Source organism: Pigmentiphaga sp. NML080357, assembly GCF_002188465.1.
Lineage (GTDB): Bacteria > Pseudomonadota > Gammaproteobacteria > Burkholderiales > Burkholderiaceae_B > Pigmentiphaga.
Genome location: NZ_NINW01000029.1, coordinates 177,576 through 192,377 on the forward strand (window position 1 = coordinate 177,576; position 14,802 = coordinate 192,377).

The following is a 14,802-nucleotide window of genomic DNA, read 5'->3' on the forward strand; positions in this document are numbered from 1 at the left end:
CATGACGGATCTTTCCGCTTTCCCGATCACCCGCAAATGGCCCGCGCAGCATCCGGACCGCATCCAGCTCTACTCGCTGCCCACGCCCAACGGCGTCAAGGTCTCGATCATGCTGGAAGAGACCGGCCTGCCTTACGAGCCGCACCGGGTGGCGTTCGACACCCAGGACCAGATGTCCCCGGAATTCCTGTCGCTCAATCCGAACAACAAGATTCCGGCCATCATCGATCCCGAGGGGCCCGGCGGCAAGCCGCTGCCCTTGTTCGAGTCGGGTGCGATCCTGGTCTACCTCGCGGAGAAAACCGGGCGTTTCATCCCGCAGGATCCCGCCGGCCGCTACCAGGCCCTGCAGTGGGTGATGTTCCAGATGGGCGGCATCGGCCCGATGTTCGGCCAGGTCGGCTTCTTCCACAAGTTCGCGGGCAAGGACTACGAGGACAAGCGTCCGCGCGACCGCTACGCCGCCGAATCGCGGCGCCTGCTGGGCGTGCTCGACCGGCAACTGGATGGCAAGGCCTGGATCCTCGGCGACGACTACGGCATTGCCGACATCGCCACTTTCCCCTGGGTGCGCAATCTCGTCGGCTTCTATGGCGCGGGCGATCTCGTGGGAATTGCCGACTTCCCGAATGTGACCCGCGTGCTGGACGCGTTCGTGGAGCGGCCCGCGGTCAAGCGGGGGCTGCTCATCCCGGCGGCTCCGGCCGCTTGACGGCGGCTTGCAACAAGCCACGGCGGATGCGGGCGGCATGATGGCGCGGGTGGGAATAGGGATTTCATCCAGCTAGCCAAGCCGAGCCCACCCGCCATAATGAGACGACAAAAGAGACATCAGCCGTTCCCCTCGTATGCACCAACTTCTCCTGGAATCGTTCCAAGCCGCCGTCGCTGCCGCCGACCCCCTGCAAATCATCGCCCGCCATCTTCCGGCCCCGCCCAGGGGACGCACCGTCGTCGTCGGCGCGGGCAAGGCGGCGGCCAGCATGGCGCGGGCCGTCGAGGCCGCCTGGCCGGCGGGCGCACCGCTTGCCGGGCTGGTCGTCACCCGCTACGGGCATAGCCTGCCGCTGGAGCGCATCGCCTGCGTGGAAGCCGGCCATCCGGTGCCCGATGCCGCCGGGGAAAGGGCCGCCGCCGACATCCTGCGCCTGGCCGCCGAACTGGGGGCGGACGACCTGTTGATCGTCCTCGTGTCGGGGGGCGGTTCCAGCCTGTTGTCCCTGCCCGTGCCCGACGTGCCCATGGCGGCGCTGCGCGAGGTGACGCAGTCGTTGCTGCGCAGCGGCGCGCCGATCGAATCCATGAACGTCGTGCGCAAGCACTTGTCGCAGTTGCAGGGCGGCCGCCTGGCCGCGGCGACACGCGCCAAGGTGCTGGGCCTGATCGTGTCCGACGTGGCCGGCGACGATCCCTCGGCCATCGCATCCGGGCCGACGGTTCCCGATCCCAGCACCTATGCCGAGGCCCTCGACATCCTGCGGCGCCACGAGGTGCAGGCGCCTCGGCCGGTGCTCGATTGGCTGGAGGGCGGCGCCGCGGGCCGCCATCCCGAGACGCCCAAAGAAAACGACCCGGTCTTCGCGCGGGTCGAGAACCGGATCATCGCCACCGCCCAGCAAAGCCTGCAGGCAGGCGCCCGGGTGCTCCGGCGCGCCGGCATCCAGGCGGTGGTGCTGGGCGACACCGTTACCGGCGAGGCCCGTGAAGTCGCCAAGGTCTATGCGGCGCTGGCGCGCCAGATTCGGCGGCATGGCGAGCCTTTCGACGCGCCGGTGGCGCTGGTGTCGGGAGGCGAATGCACGGTCACCGTCCGCGGCGGCGGACGGGGCGGGCGGTGTACCGAGTTCCTGTTGTCGCTGGCCGCCGAGCTCGGCGGCGAGGCCGGCATCTCCGCCTTGGCCTGCGATACCGACGGCATCGATGGCAGCGAAGACAACGCCGGCGCTTGGTGGGACAGCGATCGCCTGCGCAAGGCGGCCGCGCGCGGCGTGACGCCGGCGCGTTGGCTCGACGCCAACGACGCGTGGGGTTATTTCCGCGAGCTCGATACGCTGGTGACGACCGGCCCTACGCTGACCAACGTCAACGACTACCGGGTCATACTGATCGAGGCTGCGCGAACCAGTCCTTGACCAGCTTCACCCAGAAGCTTCCGCCCAGCGGCAGCAGGTCGTCGTTGAAGTCGTAGCTGCCGTTGTGCAGCGTGCACGGGCCGAGCCCATGACCGGCCTCGCGGTGCGCGCCGTCGCCGTTGCCGATGAACACGTAGCAGCCGGGCTTTTCCTGCAGCATGAAGGCGAAGTCCTCGGCCCCCATGGTCGGCTCGGTGGCGGCATCGACCCGCTCGGGGCCCACCAGCGACTGCAGGACGCCGGTCACGAAGCGCGTTGCCTCGGGATGGTTGATCAGGGGCGGATACTTGCGCTGGAAGTCGACCTCGATCTGCGCGCCGTAGGCGAGGGCGGTGCCCTGCGCGATCTCCCGCATGCGTGCCTCGATCAGGTCCAGCACCTCGATCGTGAAGGTGCGCACGGTCCCCACCATCACGGCTTCGTCGGGGACGATGTTGGTAGTCGTGCCCGCATGGATCTGGGTGATGCTGAGGACCGCGGTATCGATCGGCTTCTTGTTGCGGGTCAGGATGGTTTGCAGGCCCTGCGCGAGTTGCACCGCGATCATGACCGGATCGGTGCCCAGGTGGGGCAGGGCGGCATGCGAGCCCTTGCCCTTCACCACGATGCGGAAGTCGTTGCTGGAGGCCATCATGGGGCCGGGCGTCACGGCAAAGTGCCCGACGGGGATGCCCGGCCAATTGTGCATGCCGAATACCGCCTCCATGGGGAAGCGCGTGAACAGGCCGTCCTCGATCATCGCCCGGCCGCCGCCTTCGCCCTCCTCGGCCGGCTGGAAGATCAGGTAGACGGTGCCGGGGAAATCCCGGTGCGCCGCGAGATAGCGGGCCGCGCCCAGCAGCATCGCGCAATGGCCGTCGTGGCCGCAGGCGTGCATCTTGCCGGGGTGTACGCTGGCGTGCGCGAAGCTGTTGAGTTCCTGCAGGGGAAGCGCATCCATGTCGGCGCGCAGGCCGATGGCCGGGCCGTTCTTGTCGGTGCCTTCCAGGACGCCGACCAGCCCCGTCCCGGCCAGTCCGCGCACGACGGGGATGCCCCAGCTTTCGAGCAGGCGCGCAATGGTGTCCGAGGTGCGGTGTTCCTCGAAACACAGTTCCGGATGGGCGTGGAGGTCGCGCCGGATCGCTTTAAGGTCGTCATGGAACGCGACGATGGGTTCGAGTAGGGGCATCTAGGAACTCCTGGCATGGTGGCCATCCCGCGGCCAGGGCGCGCCGCGCCTCGTGCAAGGCGGTCGCGAAGGCGGGACGGCGAAGGGACTGCGCCGTGTCCGGCGCCGCCGGGGCTTCGTGCCCGATAGCCCGGCGGTTACCATACTCATTATCACCAATGAGCTTGTATATGGCGAGTGTAACGAGAAGGGCGCGCCCGGCCCGCCTGCGGGGCCTTTGCGCGCTGGTTCTGGCATGGGCGCTGGCCGGCTGCGCCAACCTGGAATATTACGCACAGTCCATTGCCGGCCATTCGTCGCTGTTGCAGGCGGCGCGGCCGCTGGACCAGGTGCTGGCCGATCCGGCTACTCCCGACGATTTGCGCACCCGCTTGCGCTATGCGCAGTCCGCCCGCCGTTACGCCAGCCAGGAGCTGGGGCTGCCGGACAACGGCAGCTATACCCAATATGCCGACGTCAAGCGCCCGTACGTGGTCTGGAACGTGTTCGCCACGCCGGAGCTGTCGCTGCGCCTCAAACCGTCCTGCTTCCTGATCGTGGGGTGCATCGACTACCGCGGCTACTACAACGAGGACGAAGCGCGCCGGGCCGCGCAGGCCCTGCGCGAGCAGGGCTGGGACGTCCACGTGGGCGGCGTGCCGGCCTATTCCACCCTGGGGTGGTACGCCGATCCGCTGGTCAATACCTTCATCCGGCTGCCGCCGGGCGAAGTCGCGCGCCTGGTATTCCATGAACTGACCCACCAGGCCGTCTATGCGAAGAACGATACGGCCTTCAACGAGTCCCTGGCGACGGCGGTCGAACAGATCGGCGTCGAGCGCTGGCTGAACGAGCCGGAGCACCGGGCCTTGCGGCCGGCCTACGAGGCCTTCGACCGCCGCCGGCGCGATTTCGTCGAGCTGCTGCTGGAGACGCGGCGCCAGCTGGCCCAGGCCTATGGCGAGGCCGGCGCCCGCCAGGGGCCGGCGCCCACGTCTCCCGAACCCGTCAACCTGACCCCGGAGGAGGTCGAGCGGCGGCGGGCGCGCAAGGCGGAGATCATCGCGGACCTGCGGCAACGGTACGAGCGCCTCAAGCGTGATAAATGGGAGGGTTTTTCGGGCTACGACGGCTGGTTCGCCCAGTCCCTCAACAATGCGCACTTCGCGGCCATCGGCACCTATCACCAGTGGGTGCCGGCCCTGCGCGCCATGGCGGACCGCTGCGAACCGTGCCGCAGCGGCAGCCTCGCGCCCTTCCTCGAACAGGCGCGTGCGCTCGCGCGACTGCCGTACGCCGAGCGCCGGCGGCTGCTGCGCGAAGAAACCGAACGGGTCCAGGGGACTCGGCTATCATCGGCGCCATAGCCGTGCGACGATGCGGCGTTGACAAGACCAGGAGACCGCGAATGGAAAGACCATGGTTGGCGCATTATCCGCCGGGCATTCCCGCCGACATCGATCCGGGACGCTATCGGTCGCTGGTCCAGTTGCTGGAGGAGGCGTTCGGGCAGTTCGCGGCGCGTCCGGCCTTCGCCTGCATGGGCAAGACGCTGTCCTTTGGCGACATCGACCGGCTCTCGCGCCAATTCGGGGCATGGCTGCAGTCGCTGGGCCTGGCGCGCGGCGCGCGCGTGGCGCTGATGATGCCGAATGTCTTGCAGTATCCGGTGGCCATCGCGGCGGTGCTGCGCGCCGGCTATACCGTGGTCAACGTCAATCCGCTCTATACCGCTCCCGAGCTCGAACATCAACTCAAGGACAGCGGCGCCGAAGCCATCGTCATCCTCGAGAATTTCGCGCACACGCTGCAAAAGGTCCTGCCGTCCACCGCCATCCGGCACATCGTTCTGGCGTCCATGGGCGACCTGCTGGGCGGCGTGAAGGGCGCCGTGGTCGACGTGGTGGTGCGCCACGTGAAAAAGCTCGTCCCGCCGTTCCAGCTGCCCGGAGCCGTGACGTTCAAGCGCGCGCTGGCGCAAGGCGCGGGGCGGCCGCTGGAGCGGCCCGACGTCGGGCCCGACGACATAGCCTTCCTGCAGTACACCGGCGGCACGACCGGCGTGGCCAAGGGCGCCATCCTGCTGCACCGGAACGTCGCGGCCAATGTCCTCCAATGCGATGCCTGGCTGCTGACGGACGACCGGCCGGCGGCGGACGACGGGCTGCGCGCCCAGCAGATCTTCGTCTGCGCGCTGCCCCTCTATCACATCTTCGGACTGACGGTGTGCGGGATGCTGGGCATGCACGCGGGCGGCCTGAACGTGCTGATCCCCAACCCGCGCAATATCCCGGAACTGGTGCAGGCGCTGTCGCCCTATCGCTTCACGCTTTTTCCCGGCGTCAACACGCTGTTCAACGCGCTGCTGAACAACCAGAAGTTCGCCTCGCTCGATTTTTCCGGCCTGCGCGTGAGCGTGGGCGGCGGCATGGCGGTGCAGAAATCGGTGGCCGACCGCTGGGTGGCCGTGACCGGCTCGCCGCTGTGCGAGGGTTATGGCCTGTCCGAGACGTCGCCGGTGGCGTGCTGCACCCCCATCAATATCAAGGAGTACTCGGGCACGATAGGCATCCCGCTGCCGTCGACCGAGGCCGCGATCCTCGATGACGACGGCAATCCCGTGCCTTCCGGCGAGCGCGGCGAAATCGCGTTGCGCGGGCCGCAGGTCATGCCGGGCTACTGGAACATGCCGGAAGAGACAGCCCGCGTCATGACGGCCGACGGGTTCTTCAAGACCGGCGACATCGGCATCATGGACGAACGCGGCTACATCCGCATCGTCGACCGCAAGAAGGACATGATCCTGGTGTCCGGATTCAACGTCTATCCCAACGAGGTCGAGGCCGTGGTGTCGCAGCACCCCGGCGTGCTGGAGTGCGCGGCCATCGGCGTGCCCGACGAGCATTCGGGCGAGGCGGTCAAGGTCGTGGTGGTCAAGCGCGATCCGGCCTTGACCGAGCAGGACATCAAGGCGTTCTGCCGCGACCGGCTGACGGGCTACAAGCGGCCGCGCTACGTGGAGTTCCGCACGGAACTGCCCAAGACCAACGTGGGCAAGATCCTGCGCCGCGAGCTGCGGTCGAGCAGCGACGCCGCATAGGCCTGGGCGAAGCCCGTAGGCAAAAGCGCCACCTCGGCGCAACGACGGCCCGAAGGGCCTGGCGTGGGGCATCTCGCCCCCGGTTCCCGCGCGCTGCCCCTACAATTGCGGCATTTGCCCCGTTGCGGGCACCGTTCGGGAGTCTTCATGCTACGTGAGAGGGCAGGCCATCATCGCAAGGCCTTGCATGGCGCCTTGCGCCGCGCGCTGGCGCCCATCGGCGCGTGCGCGTTGATGGCCGCGGCGCCGATGCATGGCGCCGAAGCCGGCGTGACGTTCCGGCTGGACCGCCTGCAGGCCGGCCCGGGCGAGACCGTCCGTATCGAGGCCATGTTTTTCAATGACGGCAACTCCACCGCCACGTGGGACGCGCCGCGCGAGTTGATCCTGCAATGGCGGGACAGCGCCGGTCACGTGGTGCGCACCCCCGCCCGGCTTGATGGCGGCGCCGCGGTGCTGCAGATTCCGGTGGGACAGTTCTCGCGAGCGTCCTGGTCCGCGACCGTGCCTGCCGACGTCCGGGGATTGCAAGCCATCGCGATCGAGGGCGAGCCGGTGCTGCTGGCGCTCGACGCCACGCCCGCCGAAAAAGGCGCGATCGTCGGTTCCCCGGCCATCGGTCCCATCGTCGATCCGCGCGCGCCGGGCTCGGCGCCACAGGTGCCGGATACGGGCGTGCTCGCGGGTGTGAGCGACCTGAGCGGCGGCCAGGGGCTGCGCAGCACCGCCATGCAAGGGCCGGCGCCTGCCGCGGCCAACGACGAACATTCCGTGCTGGACCGTTTCCGCAGCGCCCTGTCCCCCTACGAGCCGGTGTATTTCAGCCTCGGGGCGCGGCCCAACCTCAACGCGCGCTTCCAGATCAGCCTGAAGTTCCGGTTGTTCCAGCCTGACGAAGGCCAGGAGACCGGTTTCTTCAACAACCTCTATCTCGGCTACACCCAGACCTCCCTGTGGGACATCGGCGCGAATTCGGCGCCGTTTCGCGACAGCAGCTACCGTCCCGCTGTCTTCTGGCTGTCCGACCGCGTCTGGGAATCGCAGGACCGGCGCAAGTCGCTGGGATTCGACGGCGGCTTCGAGCACGAGTCCAACGGCCGCGACGGCGACACCTCGCGCGCGATCAATTCGCTTTATGCCCGGCCCACGCTGCGCTACCGCTTCGACGACGGCAGCACCTTCAGCTTCGGCCCCAAGATCAAGTACTACGCCACGCGCAAGGGCAATCCCGACATTGCCGACTACCGCGGCCACGTCGATTACCAGTTCCGCTGGGCCAAGGACGATGGCCTGATGGTGTCGGCGCTGGTGCGCAAGGGCCACGAGAAGGGGTCGCTGCAGCTCGACATGGCCTATCCGCTGCGCAAGCTCGGTCTCGGCAGGCTCAACGGTTTCCTGCACGTGCAATACTTCAACGGATACGGCGAAACCCTGCTGGACTACAACGTGCGCGCCAAGTCGCAAGTGCGCATCGGGTTGATGGTGATACGCTGACCGGCCCCGGCGGGGCAGAGGCCGCCAAGGCGCGGGGTTACGCTTCGATCATTTCCACCGGCCGGTTCCAGATCAGCAGCGCCACGCAACCCTTGGGGCTTTGCACGCTGTGGCGCGTGCCCGGCGGATTGACGACCAGCGTGCCCGCCGGATAGGTCCCGCGCTCGTCCTGCTGCTCGCCTTCCAGGACCAGGATGTGTTCGAGCCCCGCATGGCGGTGCAGGGGGACGGAGGCGCCCGGCTCGTAGCGCAGGTAGGCGGCCGCCGGGCCGCCGTCGGGCTCGCGATAAATCCAGGCCACCGCGACGCCGGGACGCAAGATGCCCCAGTCCAGGTTTTCCGGCACGCGGCTGAGCGCGTGCGCCAGTATCAACGCCTGGTTCATTGCGCCGCCTCCGCATCTTCCCCCACGGCGACGCCGAGCGCCTGCAGGAAAGCGCTCGAATCGCTTACCGCGCCGAACACGCCGCCCTGCATCTTGATCATCCTGATCGCCGCCTCGTGGTTGCCGCGGTCGGTGGCGCCGCAGCAGTCCTCGAGCAGGAGGCACTCGTAGCCGCGGTCGTTCGCCTCGCGCATGGTGGTATGCACGCAGACATCGGTCGTGATGCCGGTGAGCACCAGATTGCGGATGCCGCGCGTGCGCAGGATGAGGTCGAGATCGGTCGCGCAGAACGAGCCCTTGCCCGGCTTATCGATGATGGGTTCGCCCGGCAGGGGCGCTAGTTCGGGAATGATTTCCCAGCCCGGTTCGCCGCGCACCAGGATCCGCCCGCAAGGGCCCGGATCGCCGATGCCGGCGCCGATCCGGCGCGAGCGCCAGCGCTTGTTGGCCGGCAGGTCCGACAGGTCGGGACGATGCCCCTCCCGGGTATGGATGATGTGGAAGCCCGCGCCGCGCATCGCCGCGAGCAGCCGGCCGATGGGTTCGACCGGCGCGCGCGTGAGCGACAGGTCGTAGCCCATCCGGTCGACGTAGCCGCCCCGGCCGCAGAAGTCCGTCTGCATGTCGATGACGATCAGCGCCGTGTTCCCGGGCCGCAGATCGCCGTCGAACGGCCACGGGTATGGGTCGGCGGATAGGAAGAATTCGCTCATGATGTTCTCGCTGGTGGCGTCCGCTAGCAGGTTAATCAGCGGCGGGCGGCATCAACAAGCAACGAATAATGAGCACCGTGTTGCCGTTACGGCAGCGGTGGCCGTTCGGTCAGGCCTTCAGGTTGGGGCCGATCAGCGCATGCAGGGCCCGGGCGACGTCGGGGCCGCCGGACACGATGTCGCCCTGTTCCGGCCAGGGCGACCGCTCGAACGGGTCGAAGGCGAGGCCGCCCGCTTCGCGCACCAGCAGCGTACCGGCGGCAATGTCCCAGGGCTTGAGCCGCAATTCCCAGTAGCCGTCGAAGCGTCCGCAGGCCACCCAGGCGAGATCCAGCGCCGCCGCGCCGTTGCGGCGCACCCCCCGCGTGCCGTGCATCGCGTCGCGCAGCATGGGCAGGTAGTTCTCGGTGAAGGACATGTCGCTGTAGGGAAAGCCGGTGGCCAGCAGCGCATCGGCCAGGGTGCCGGTGCGCGAGCATTGGATGCGATGGCTGTTGAGCCAGGCGCCCACGCCGCGCACGGCGGTGAACATTTCCTCGCGGCAGGGATCGTAGATCACGCCCACCACCGGACCCGGCTCGGCCTTGGCGTCGTCGAAGGCGATGCCGCATCCTTGCTGGGCCACCAGCGCGATCGATACCGCGTAGTGCGGAATGGCGTGGACGAAGTTGGTGGTGCCGTCCAGCGGGTCGATGTACCAGCTCGCGGGCCCGGAGGGAGAGCCGCCGGTTTCCTCCGCCACGATGCCGAACTGCGGCGTGCGCGCCCGCAGGACTTCGATGATGGCGATCTCGGCTTCGCGGTCGGCCTGCGAGACCAGGTCGTTGCGGGCCTTAAGGTCGATGACCAGCTCCGAACGCTTGTGCGCATAGGCCTGCAGGATGGCGGCGCCGGCGTGCGCCGCGGTGACCGCGGCTTCCAGCGCCTTGAACAGGTCCAGCGGCGCGGCTTTGTCCATGGTGGGGGCGGCAGGGATGCTCATGCGATCAGTGTACGTCCACTTTGCTTCCGCTGTAAGACTTGTTGCGCCGGGCGGCACACGGGGCGGCGGTATGATGGCGCCCGTGTTTACGCCATTGATCCCCTCCCAGCCCGCGTTCGAGCCGGGCGGCGTGCCCTACAGCCCGCGCTACGGCGACATCTACCATGCCGCCCAGGGCGCGATCGAGCAGGCTCGCCACGTGTTCCTCGCCGGCAACGGCCTGCCGGCGCGGTGGCGGGGCCGCGAGCGCTTCACCGTGTGCGAGACGGGCTTCGGCCTGGGGCTGACTTTCCTTGCGCTCTGGCGGGCCTGGCGCGACGATCCGCAGCGCTGCGGGCGGCTGCATGTGGTTTCGGTGGAGGCCCATCCGTTCGCCCGCGAGCACTTGGCGCAATTGCTGGCGGCGCAAATGCCGCCGGACTGGCGCGGGATGGCCGATCAACTGCTCGCGCAGTGGCCGCCGCTGTTGCCGGGCCTGCATCGCCTGGACCTGGACGAAGGCCGGGTGACGCTGACCCTGGCGTTCGGCCTGGCCGAGCGGCTCGTGCCGCAATTGAGCCTGGGCGCGGACGCGTTCTTCCTCGACGGCTTCAATCCGGCCCGCAATCCGGAGATGTGGTCCGAGACGCTCATGAAAGCCTTGGCCCGCCTGGCCGCGCCGGATGCGACCGCCGCCACCTGGACCAGCGCGGGCGCCGTGCGGCGGGCCTTGCAGGCCGCCGGCTTCGAGGTGGAGAAGCGGCCGGGCTTCGGCGGCAAGCGCCACATGACGGTGGCCCGCTTCGCTCCGCGCTTTCCGCGCCGCCACGCCCCGGCTCCGCCGCCTGTCTTTTCCGAGCGCCATGCGGTGGTCGTGGGCGCCGGCGTGGCGGGCGCCGGGGTGGCGCACGCCCTGGCGCTGCGCGGCTGGCGCGTGACCGTGCTCGATGCCGTCGCGGGACAGCCGCCGGCGCAGCCCGGGCACCTGGCGGCGGCGCTCACTCCGTTGCTGGCCAGGGACGACAGTCCGCGCGCCCGGCTGACACGCGCCGGCGCGCTGCGTGCCGCGGCACGGTGGACGCCCTGGATGGACGGCGGCATCGTCGACCGTTGCGGGACGGTGCAGCAGGCCAAGTCCGACGACCGGGTAGCCGAGATGCATGCCATGCTGGAGACGCTCCGCTTTCCCGCCGACTGGGTGCGGCCGGTGACCAGGGAGCAGGCAAGCGACCTGGCCGGCTGCGCCATGGCGCGCGGAGGGGTGTTCTTTCCGGGCGGCCTGCGCGTGAGACCGCGCCTGCTGTGCGCTGCCTTGCTGGCGGCGCCCCGCATAGAGCTGCGCGCCGGCCGTGTCGCCCGCATCGAGGCCTGCCCGTCCCCGGGACCGGCCGAAGGCCGCTGGCGCGTCGCCGATGCCGGCGGCGCCACCCTGGCCGAGGCCGAGGTGCTGGTCCTGGCCAATGCGGCAGACGCGCCACGCCTGCTCGCGGACAGCGGCCGGCCCGGCCATGGCGGGGTATCCGCGCGCTTTTTCGGGCAAAAACGCATCGCGGGCCAGATCACCTTGCTGCCTGCCCGGCAGGCCCTGGCCGGCGCGCCCCGCTGCGTAGTGGCCGGGGACGGCTATGTGCTGCCGCCGGTGGATGGGTGGTGCGTCGCCGGCAGCACCTACGTGCACGACGCCGACCGGGCCGTGGCAACCGAGGAAGGCCATGCCGTCAACCTGGAGCGGGCCGGCCGGCTGCTGCCTGGCCTGGATGGCCTGCTCGACCCCGCAATGCTGGCGGGGTGGGCCGGCTGGCGGGCCGTGCTGCCCGGACGCCTGCCCGTCATCGGGGAAGTGCCGGGAGCGCCCGGGCTCTGGGTGGCCGCCGGCTATGCCTCCCGGGGGCTGAGCTGGTCCGCGCTGGCCGGGGATATCATGGGCGCGGTGCTGGAAGGAGAGCCCATGCCACTGGAAGGGGATTTGCTCCGCATGGTGGCTTGGCGCTGAGCGCGAGCCGAATCGTGGGAAAATAGCGGTATTAACAGCAAAAAAAGGACGTGCCCGCGGGCGCGCGGCGCTCGGCTCTCCCCCGCTGGCCATCCGCCGTTTCTCGGCCCGGTCATCGCGGATCCGCCCGCCGGTCCGCCTGTGCCTCCCCCGAGAGGAGCGCCGGCGCGAGGGGGAGCGACCCCCAATGGTTTATTTGCCTCCCCGAATCCGTCAAAATAGAGGTTTTGGCGAAAAAGTGCGGCGTTCAGCAGCATTTGGGGCGGATAGCGGGGCCTCGCGAGGTTGCGTCTTTGCTATTGCCAATCTGTCGAAAGCGATCGAGGGAAACCTGTGCCACTTCAATTCGACTCCTCCCGCTACCAGCGTCTGGAATCCCTGTCTCTCAACACGTCCAGCCCGGCTGCCGTCCGTTTCACCACGGACCAGGGCCAGGCGCTGCTCGTCGAAGCGAGCGCGCCGGGCGTGTTCAGGCTGAGCATGGGGACGCCCGCGGCCACCGGCAAGCCGGCTTCCGGCTCCGCCACCCGCGCCGCGGCGCTGCACGACCTGCTGGCCCGGGACGAACCCATCGGCGAGGCCGCCGTCGAGCAGGTCGAACTGGACGGCCAGCCGGGCTTTCGCATCGTCCAGGGCGACAACGCGCTCGAGATCGCGACGCAGCCGCTGCGCCTGGCCCTGTATCGCAAGGGGCGCAAGGTGCTCGCCTCGTCCGCCGACGAGTCCTTGTTCCCGCTGGGCACCGAGGATCCGGCCGCCCCGGCGTCCTGGACCCTGTCGTTCGACCTCGAACCCGCCGAACCGGTCTACGGACTGGGCGAAAGCACGATCATGCTCGACCGGCGCGCCGAGCGCGTGGTGTCCGACGAGCCGGCCTCGCGCGCGCTGCCGCTGGCCTGGAGCCCGAACGGATGGGGCGTCTACGTCAATACCGCCGAATCGGTCGTCCATGACATCGGCGTCGACGATTTCGCGCCGGCCAGCTATGTGCTGACCATTGCCGACGCCCAGCTCGATCTGTTCCTGTTCGCCGGCGAACCGGCGGAAATCCTCAACCAGTACACGCAACTCACCGGCCGCGCCGGGCAGCCCACGCTGTGGAGCATGGGGACTTGGCTGCACCAGGCCGCCAATACCGATACCGCGCAATTGGCCGCCGTTGCGCGCGAGATGCGCGCCCGCGGCGTGCCGTTGGACGCCGTATCGTTCCAGCCCCCCGCCGCCTGGGAAGTGCGCGGCAAGCTGAACCTCGAATGGGATGCCGGCCGTTTTCCCGATCCGCGCCAGAGTCTCGGCGAATTCAAGGACCTGGACCTCAAGGTGTGCGCCCCCGGCTTTCCCGGCGTTCCCACGCACAGCCCCATGTTCGCGGAACTGGAAGACAAAGGCTGGCTGCTTACCGACGATTCCGGTTCGGCCTATGTCTTTGCCGGCGTTCCCGCGAGCGCGGGCGCGGCCTTCGGCCTGCTCGACCTGACCCATCGCGATGTCTGGACGTTCTGGCGCGACAAGATCCGGCAAATCATGGACGAGGGCGTCGATGCCGTTTCCTGCGACGTTCAGCTCGACATTCCCGACGAGGTGAGCGCCCGCAGCGGCGATACCGGCTCCCGGCTGCGTACGGTCTATCCCATGTTGGCCAAGCGTTGCTTGTTCGAGGCCGCCGCCTGGAACAAGACGCCGCCCGAGGGCGTGGTATGGAGCCGCGACCTCTTCCCCACGGCGCAGCGCCTGCCCATGCAGGCGTCCATCTCGGTGCCCAACACCTGGGAAGGACTGGCCGAGTCCCTGCGCGCGGCACTGACCACCGGCGCGAGCGGCCTGCCTGCCTATGCGCACGACATCGGTTCGCCCGATCATCCGCTCGACACCATGACGCCCGAGCTGTACCTGCGCTGGCTCGCGGCGGGCGTGTTCAGTTCGCACCTGCGCTTTCACGCGGTGCCGGGCCTTCTGCCCTGGGACTTCGGCGACGAGGTCTTCCAGCATGCGCAAACGCTGATGCAATGGCGCTACCGGCTCATTCCCTATGTGCTTGGCGTGATCGAGGACGCAGCCCGCACCGGCTTGCCGGTCCAGCGCTCCATGGCCTTGTCGTTCCCCGAGGATCCCGAGGCCCACGCCTACGAACTGCAATACCTGCTGGGGCCGGCCCTGCTGGTGGTGCCGGCGGTTCAGCCCGGCAACCAGATCCGTGTCTATTTCCCGAAGGGCGAGGCCTGGTGGGACCTGCGCACCGGCTGGCGCTACGAGGGCGGCACCACCTGGACGTTCGAGTGCGGCCTGGACCACCTTCCCGTATTCGGACGCGAAGGGCACATGCTCTGCCTGGGACCGGCCGCCCAGCACACCGGCGAATTCAACTCCGCCCGCATCCTGGACGAAGTCTGGCTGTTCGGCATGCCCATGCACAATCCCAGCGTCATGCGCAACAAGATCCGGGTCATGCAGATGCAGGGATCGAGCTACGCCAAGGGACTGGAAGGCCTGAAGATCCTGCCGTCCGAAGGGCTGGAAGTGAAGCGGCGCGGCGCCGAGGTGCGGATTTCGCGCGCAAGGTAGAAAGCCCCCCCCTACGCCCTGACGGGCGCCCCCCAGGGGGCGATGCGGGTGGACCGGCGGGGGGGAACCCACCCCACGCGGCCTGTGGCCGCGCCCCTCAAGGGGCGGCGCTGGCGGACCGGCAAAGCCGGATCCGCGGCGCCCTGGGTCTAGTGCGAATTTCTCAGGCCGCTACACCTTTGCTGGCGCTGGCAGCCAGCGAAGCGCAGCTGCCACAACCCAAGAAAGCGGTACTAGACCCAGGATGCGGCGGATCTGGCTCCGCCAGTCCGCTCGCATCGCCCCCTGGGGGGCGCCCGTCAGGGCGTAGGG

Annotated in this window: 11 protein-coding genes; 7 read left to right on the forward strand and 4 right to left on the reverse strand. The window is 69.0% G+C overall.

The annotated features are described in order from the left end of the window. Nucleotide 1 precedes the first annotated feature (1 nt). Together CDO44_RS12570 and CDO44_RS12575 are read left to right on the forward strand one after the other, a co-directional pair. Nucleotides 2-712 carry a glutathione S-transferase N-terminal domain-containing protein gene (locus CDO44_RS12570; RefSeq protein WP_087780546.1) on the forward strand — a complete coding sequence of 237 codons (711 nt, stop codon included), beginning with the start codon at nucleotides 2-4 and terminating at the stop codon, nucleotides 710-712. 136 nt (nucleotides 713-848) lie between these two features. Further along, the gene (locus tag CDO44_RS12575; protein ID WP_087780547.1) at nucleotides 849-2,132 is read left to right on the forward strand and encodes a glycerate kinase; all 1,284 of its coding nucleotides are present in this window, start codon (nucleotides 849-851) and stop codon (nucleotides 2,130-2,132) included. Here the strand turns inward: CDO44_RS12575 and CDO44_RS12580 are convergent. Then, complete coding sequence (locus tag CDO44_RS12580) at nucleotides 2,098-3,303, reverse strand: M20 aminoacylase family protein (protein WP_087780548.1); 1,206 nt, start codon at nucleotides 3,301-3,303, stop codon at nucleotides 2,098-2,100. The genes CDO44_RS12575 and CDO44_RS12580 overlap by 35 nt on opposite strands. Before the next feature lie 170 nt (nucleotides 3,304-3,473). Here CDO44_RS12580 and CDO44_RS12585 point away from each other — a divergent pair, with 170 nt between their 5' ends. From CDO44_RS12585 to CDO44_RS12595, 3 genes are all read left to right on the forward strand, one after another. Next, the gene (locus CDO44_RS12585) at nucleotides 3,474-4,649 is read left to right on the forward strand and encodes an aminopeptidase (RefSeq protein WP_158213275.1); all 1,176 of its coding nucleotides are present in this window, start codon (nucleotides 3,474-3,476) and stop codon (nucleotides 4,647-4,649) included. A gap of 41 nt (nucleotides 4,650-4,690) precedes the next feature. Next, on the forward strand, nucleotides 4,691-6,382 hold the full coding sequence (locus CDO44_RS12590) for a long-chain-fatty-acid--CoA ligase (protein WP_087780550.1): 1,692 nt from the start codon (nucleotides 4,691-4,693) through the stop codon (nucleotides 6,380-6,382). A 147-nt stretch (nucleotides 6,383-6,529) separates the two neighbouring features. Continuing rightward, nucleotides 6,530-7,876: a phospholipase A gene (locus tag CDO44_RS12595; RefSeq protein WP_087780551.1), complete on the forward strand. Its 1,347-nt coding sequence runs from the start codon at nucleotides 6,530-6,532 to the stop codon at nucleotides 7,874-7,876. 37 nt (nucleotides 7,877-7,913) lie between these two features. Here CDO44_RS12595 and CDO44_RS12600 read toward each other — a convergent pair whose 3' ends face one another. From CDO44_RS12600 to CDO44_RS12610, 3 genes are all read right to left on the reverse strand, one after another. After that, a complete protein-coding gene (locus CDO44_RS12600; protein ID WP_087780552.1) occupies nucleotides 7,914-8,261 on the reverse strand; it encodes a cupin domain-containing protein in 348 nt (115 codons plus the stop codon). Then, the gene (locus CDO44_RS12605) at nucleotides 8,258-8,974 is read right to left on the reverse strand and encodes a cysteine hydrolase family protein (RefSeq protein WP_087780553.1); all 717 of its coding nucleotides are present in this window, start codon (nucleotides 8,972-8,974) and stop codon (nucleotides 8,258-8,260) included. Before CDO44_RS12605 ends, CDO44_RS12600 begins: the two co-directional genes overlap by 4 nt. A gap of 109 nt (nucleotides 8,975-9,083) precedes the next feature. Then, complete coding sequence (locus CDO44_RS12610; RefSeq protein WP_198951353.1) at nucleotides 9,084-9,956, reverse strand: inositol monophosphatase family protein; 873 nt, start codon at nucleotides 9,954-9,956, stop codon at nucleotides 9,084-9,086. Nucleotides 9,957-10,029: 73 nt separating this feature from the next. On the opposite strand from CDO44_RS12610, the gene mnmC reads away from it, so the two are divergent. Both mnmC and CDO44_RS12620 read left to right on the forward strand, forming a co-directional pair. Further along, the gene (gene mnmC / locus CDO44_RS12615; RefSeq protein ID WP_087780640.1) at nucleotides 10,030-11,928 is read left to right on the forward strand and encodes a bifunctional tRNA (5-methylaminomethyl-2-thiouridine)(34)-methyltransferase MnmD/FAD-dependent 5-carboxymethylaminomethyl-2-thiouridine(34) oxidoreductase MnmC; all 1,899 of its coding nucleotides are present in this window, start codon (nucleotides 10,030-10,032) and stop codon (nucleotides 11,926-11,928) included. A gap of 333 nt (nucleotides 11,929-12,261) precedes the next feature. Next, complete coding sequence (locus tag CDO44_RS12620; RefSeq protein ID WP_087780554.1) at nucleotides 12,262-14,490, forward strand: TIM-barrel domain-containing protein; 2,229 nt, start codon at nucleotides 12,262-12,264, stop codon at nucleotides 14,488-14,490. Nucleotides 14,491-14,802 lie beyond the last annotated feature (312 nt).

Excerpts from the sequence above, each read along its gene's own strand:
- CDO44_RS12575 (WP_087780547.1), top strand. The coding sequence starts at position 849 with ATGCACCAACTTCTCCTGGAATCGTTCCAAGCCGCCGTCGCTGCCGCC.
- CDO44_RS12605 (WP_087780553.1), bottom strand. The coding sequence starts at position 8,974 with ATGAGCGAATTCTTCCTATCCGCCGACCCATACCCGTGGCCGTTCGAC.
- CDO44_RS12590 (WP_087780550.1), top strand. The coding sequence starts at position 4,691 with ATGGAAAGACCATGGTTGGCGCATTATCCGCCGGGCATTCCCGCCGAC.
- CDO44_RS12595 (WP_087780551.1), top strand. The coding sequence starts at position 6,530 with ATGCTACGTGAGAGGGCAGGCCATCATCGCAAGGCCTTGCATGGCGCC.
- CDO44_RS12600 (WP_087780552.1), bottom strand. The coding sequence starts at position 8,261 with ATGAACCAGGCGTTGATACTGGCGCACGCGCTCAGCCGCGTGCCGGAA.
- CDO44_RS12585 (WP_158213275.1), top strand. The coding sequence starts at position 3,474 with ATGGCGAGTGTAACGAGAAGGGCGCGCCCGGCCCGCCTGCGGGGCCTT.
- CDO44_RS12570 (WP_087780546.1), top strand. The coding sequence starts at position 2 with ATGACGGATCTTTCCGCTTTCCCGATCACCCGCAAATGGCCCGCGCAG.
- CDO44_RS12610 (WP_198951353.1), bottom strand. The coding sequence starts at position 9,956 with ATGAGCATCCCTGCCGCCCCCACCATGGACAAAGCCGCGCCGCTGGAC.
- CDO44_RS12580 (WP_087780548.1), bottom strand. The coding sequence starts at position 3,303 with ATGCCCCTACTCGAACCCATCGTCGCGTTCCATGACGACCTTAAAGCG.
- mnmC (WP_087780640.1), top strand. The coding sequence starts at position 10,030 with ATGGCGCCCGTGTTTACGCCATTGATCCCCTCCCAGCCCGCGTTCGAG.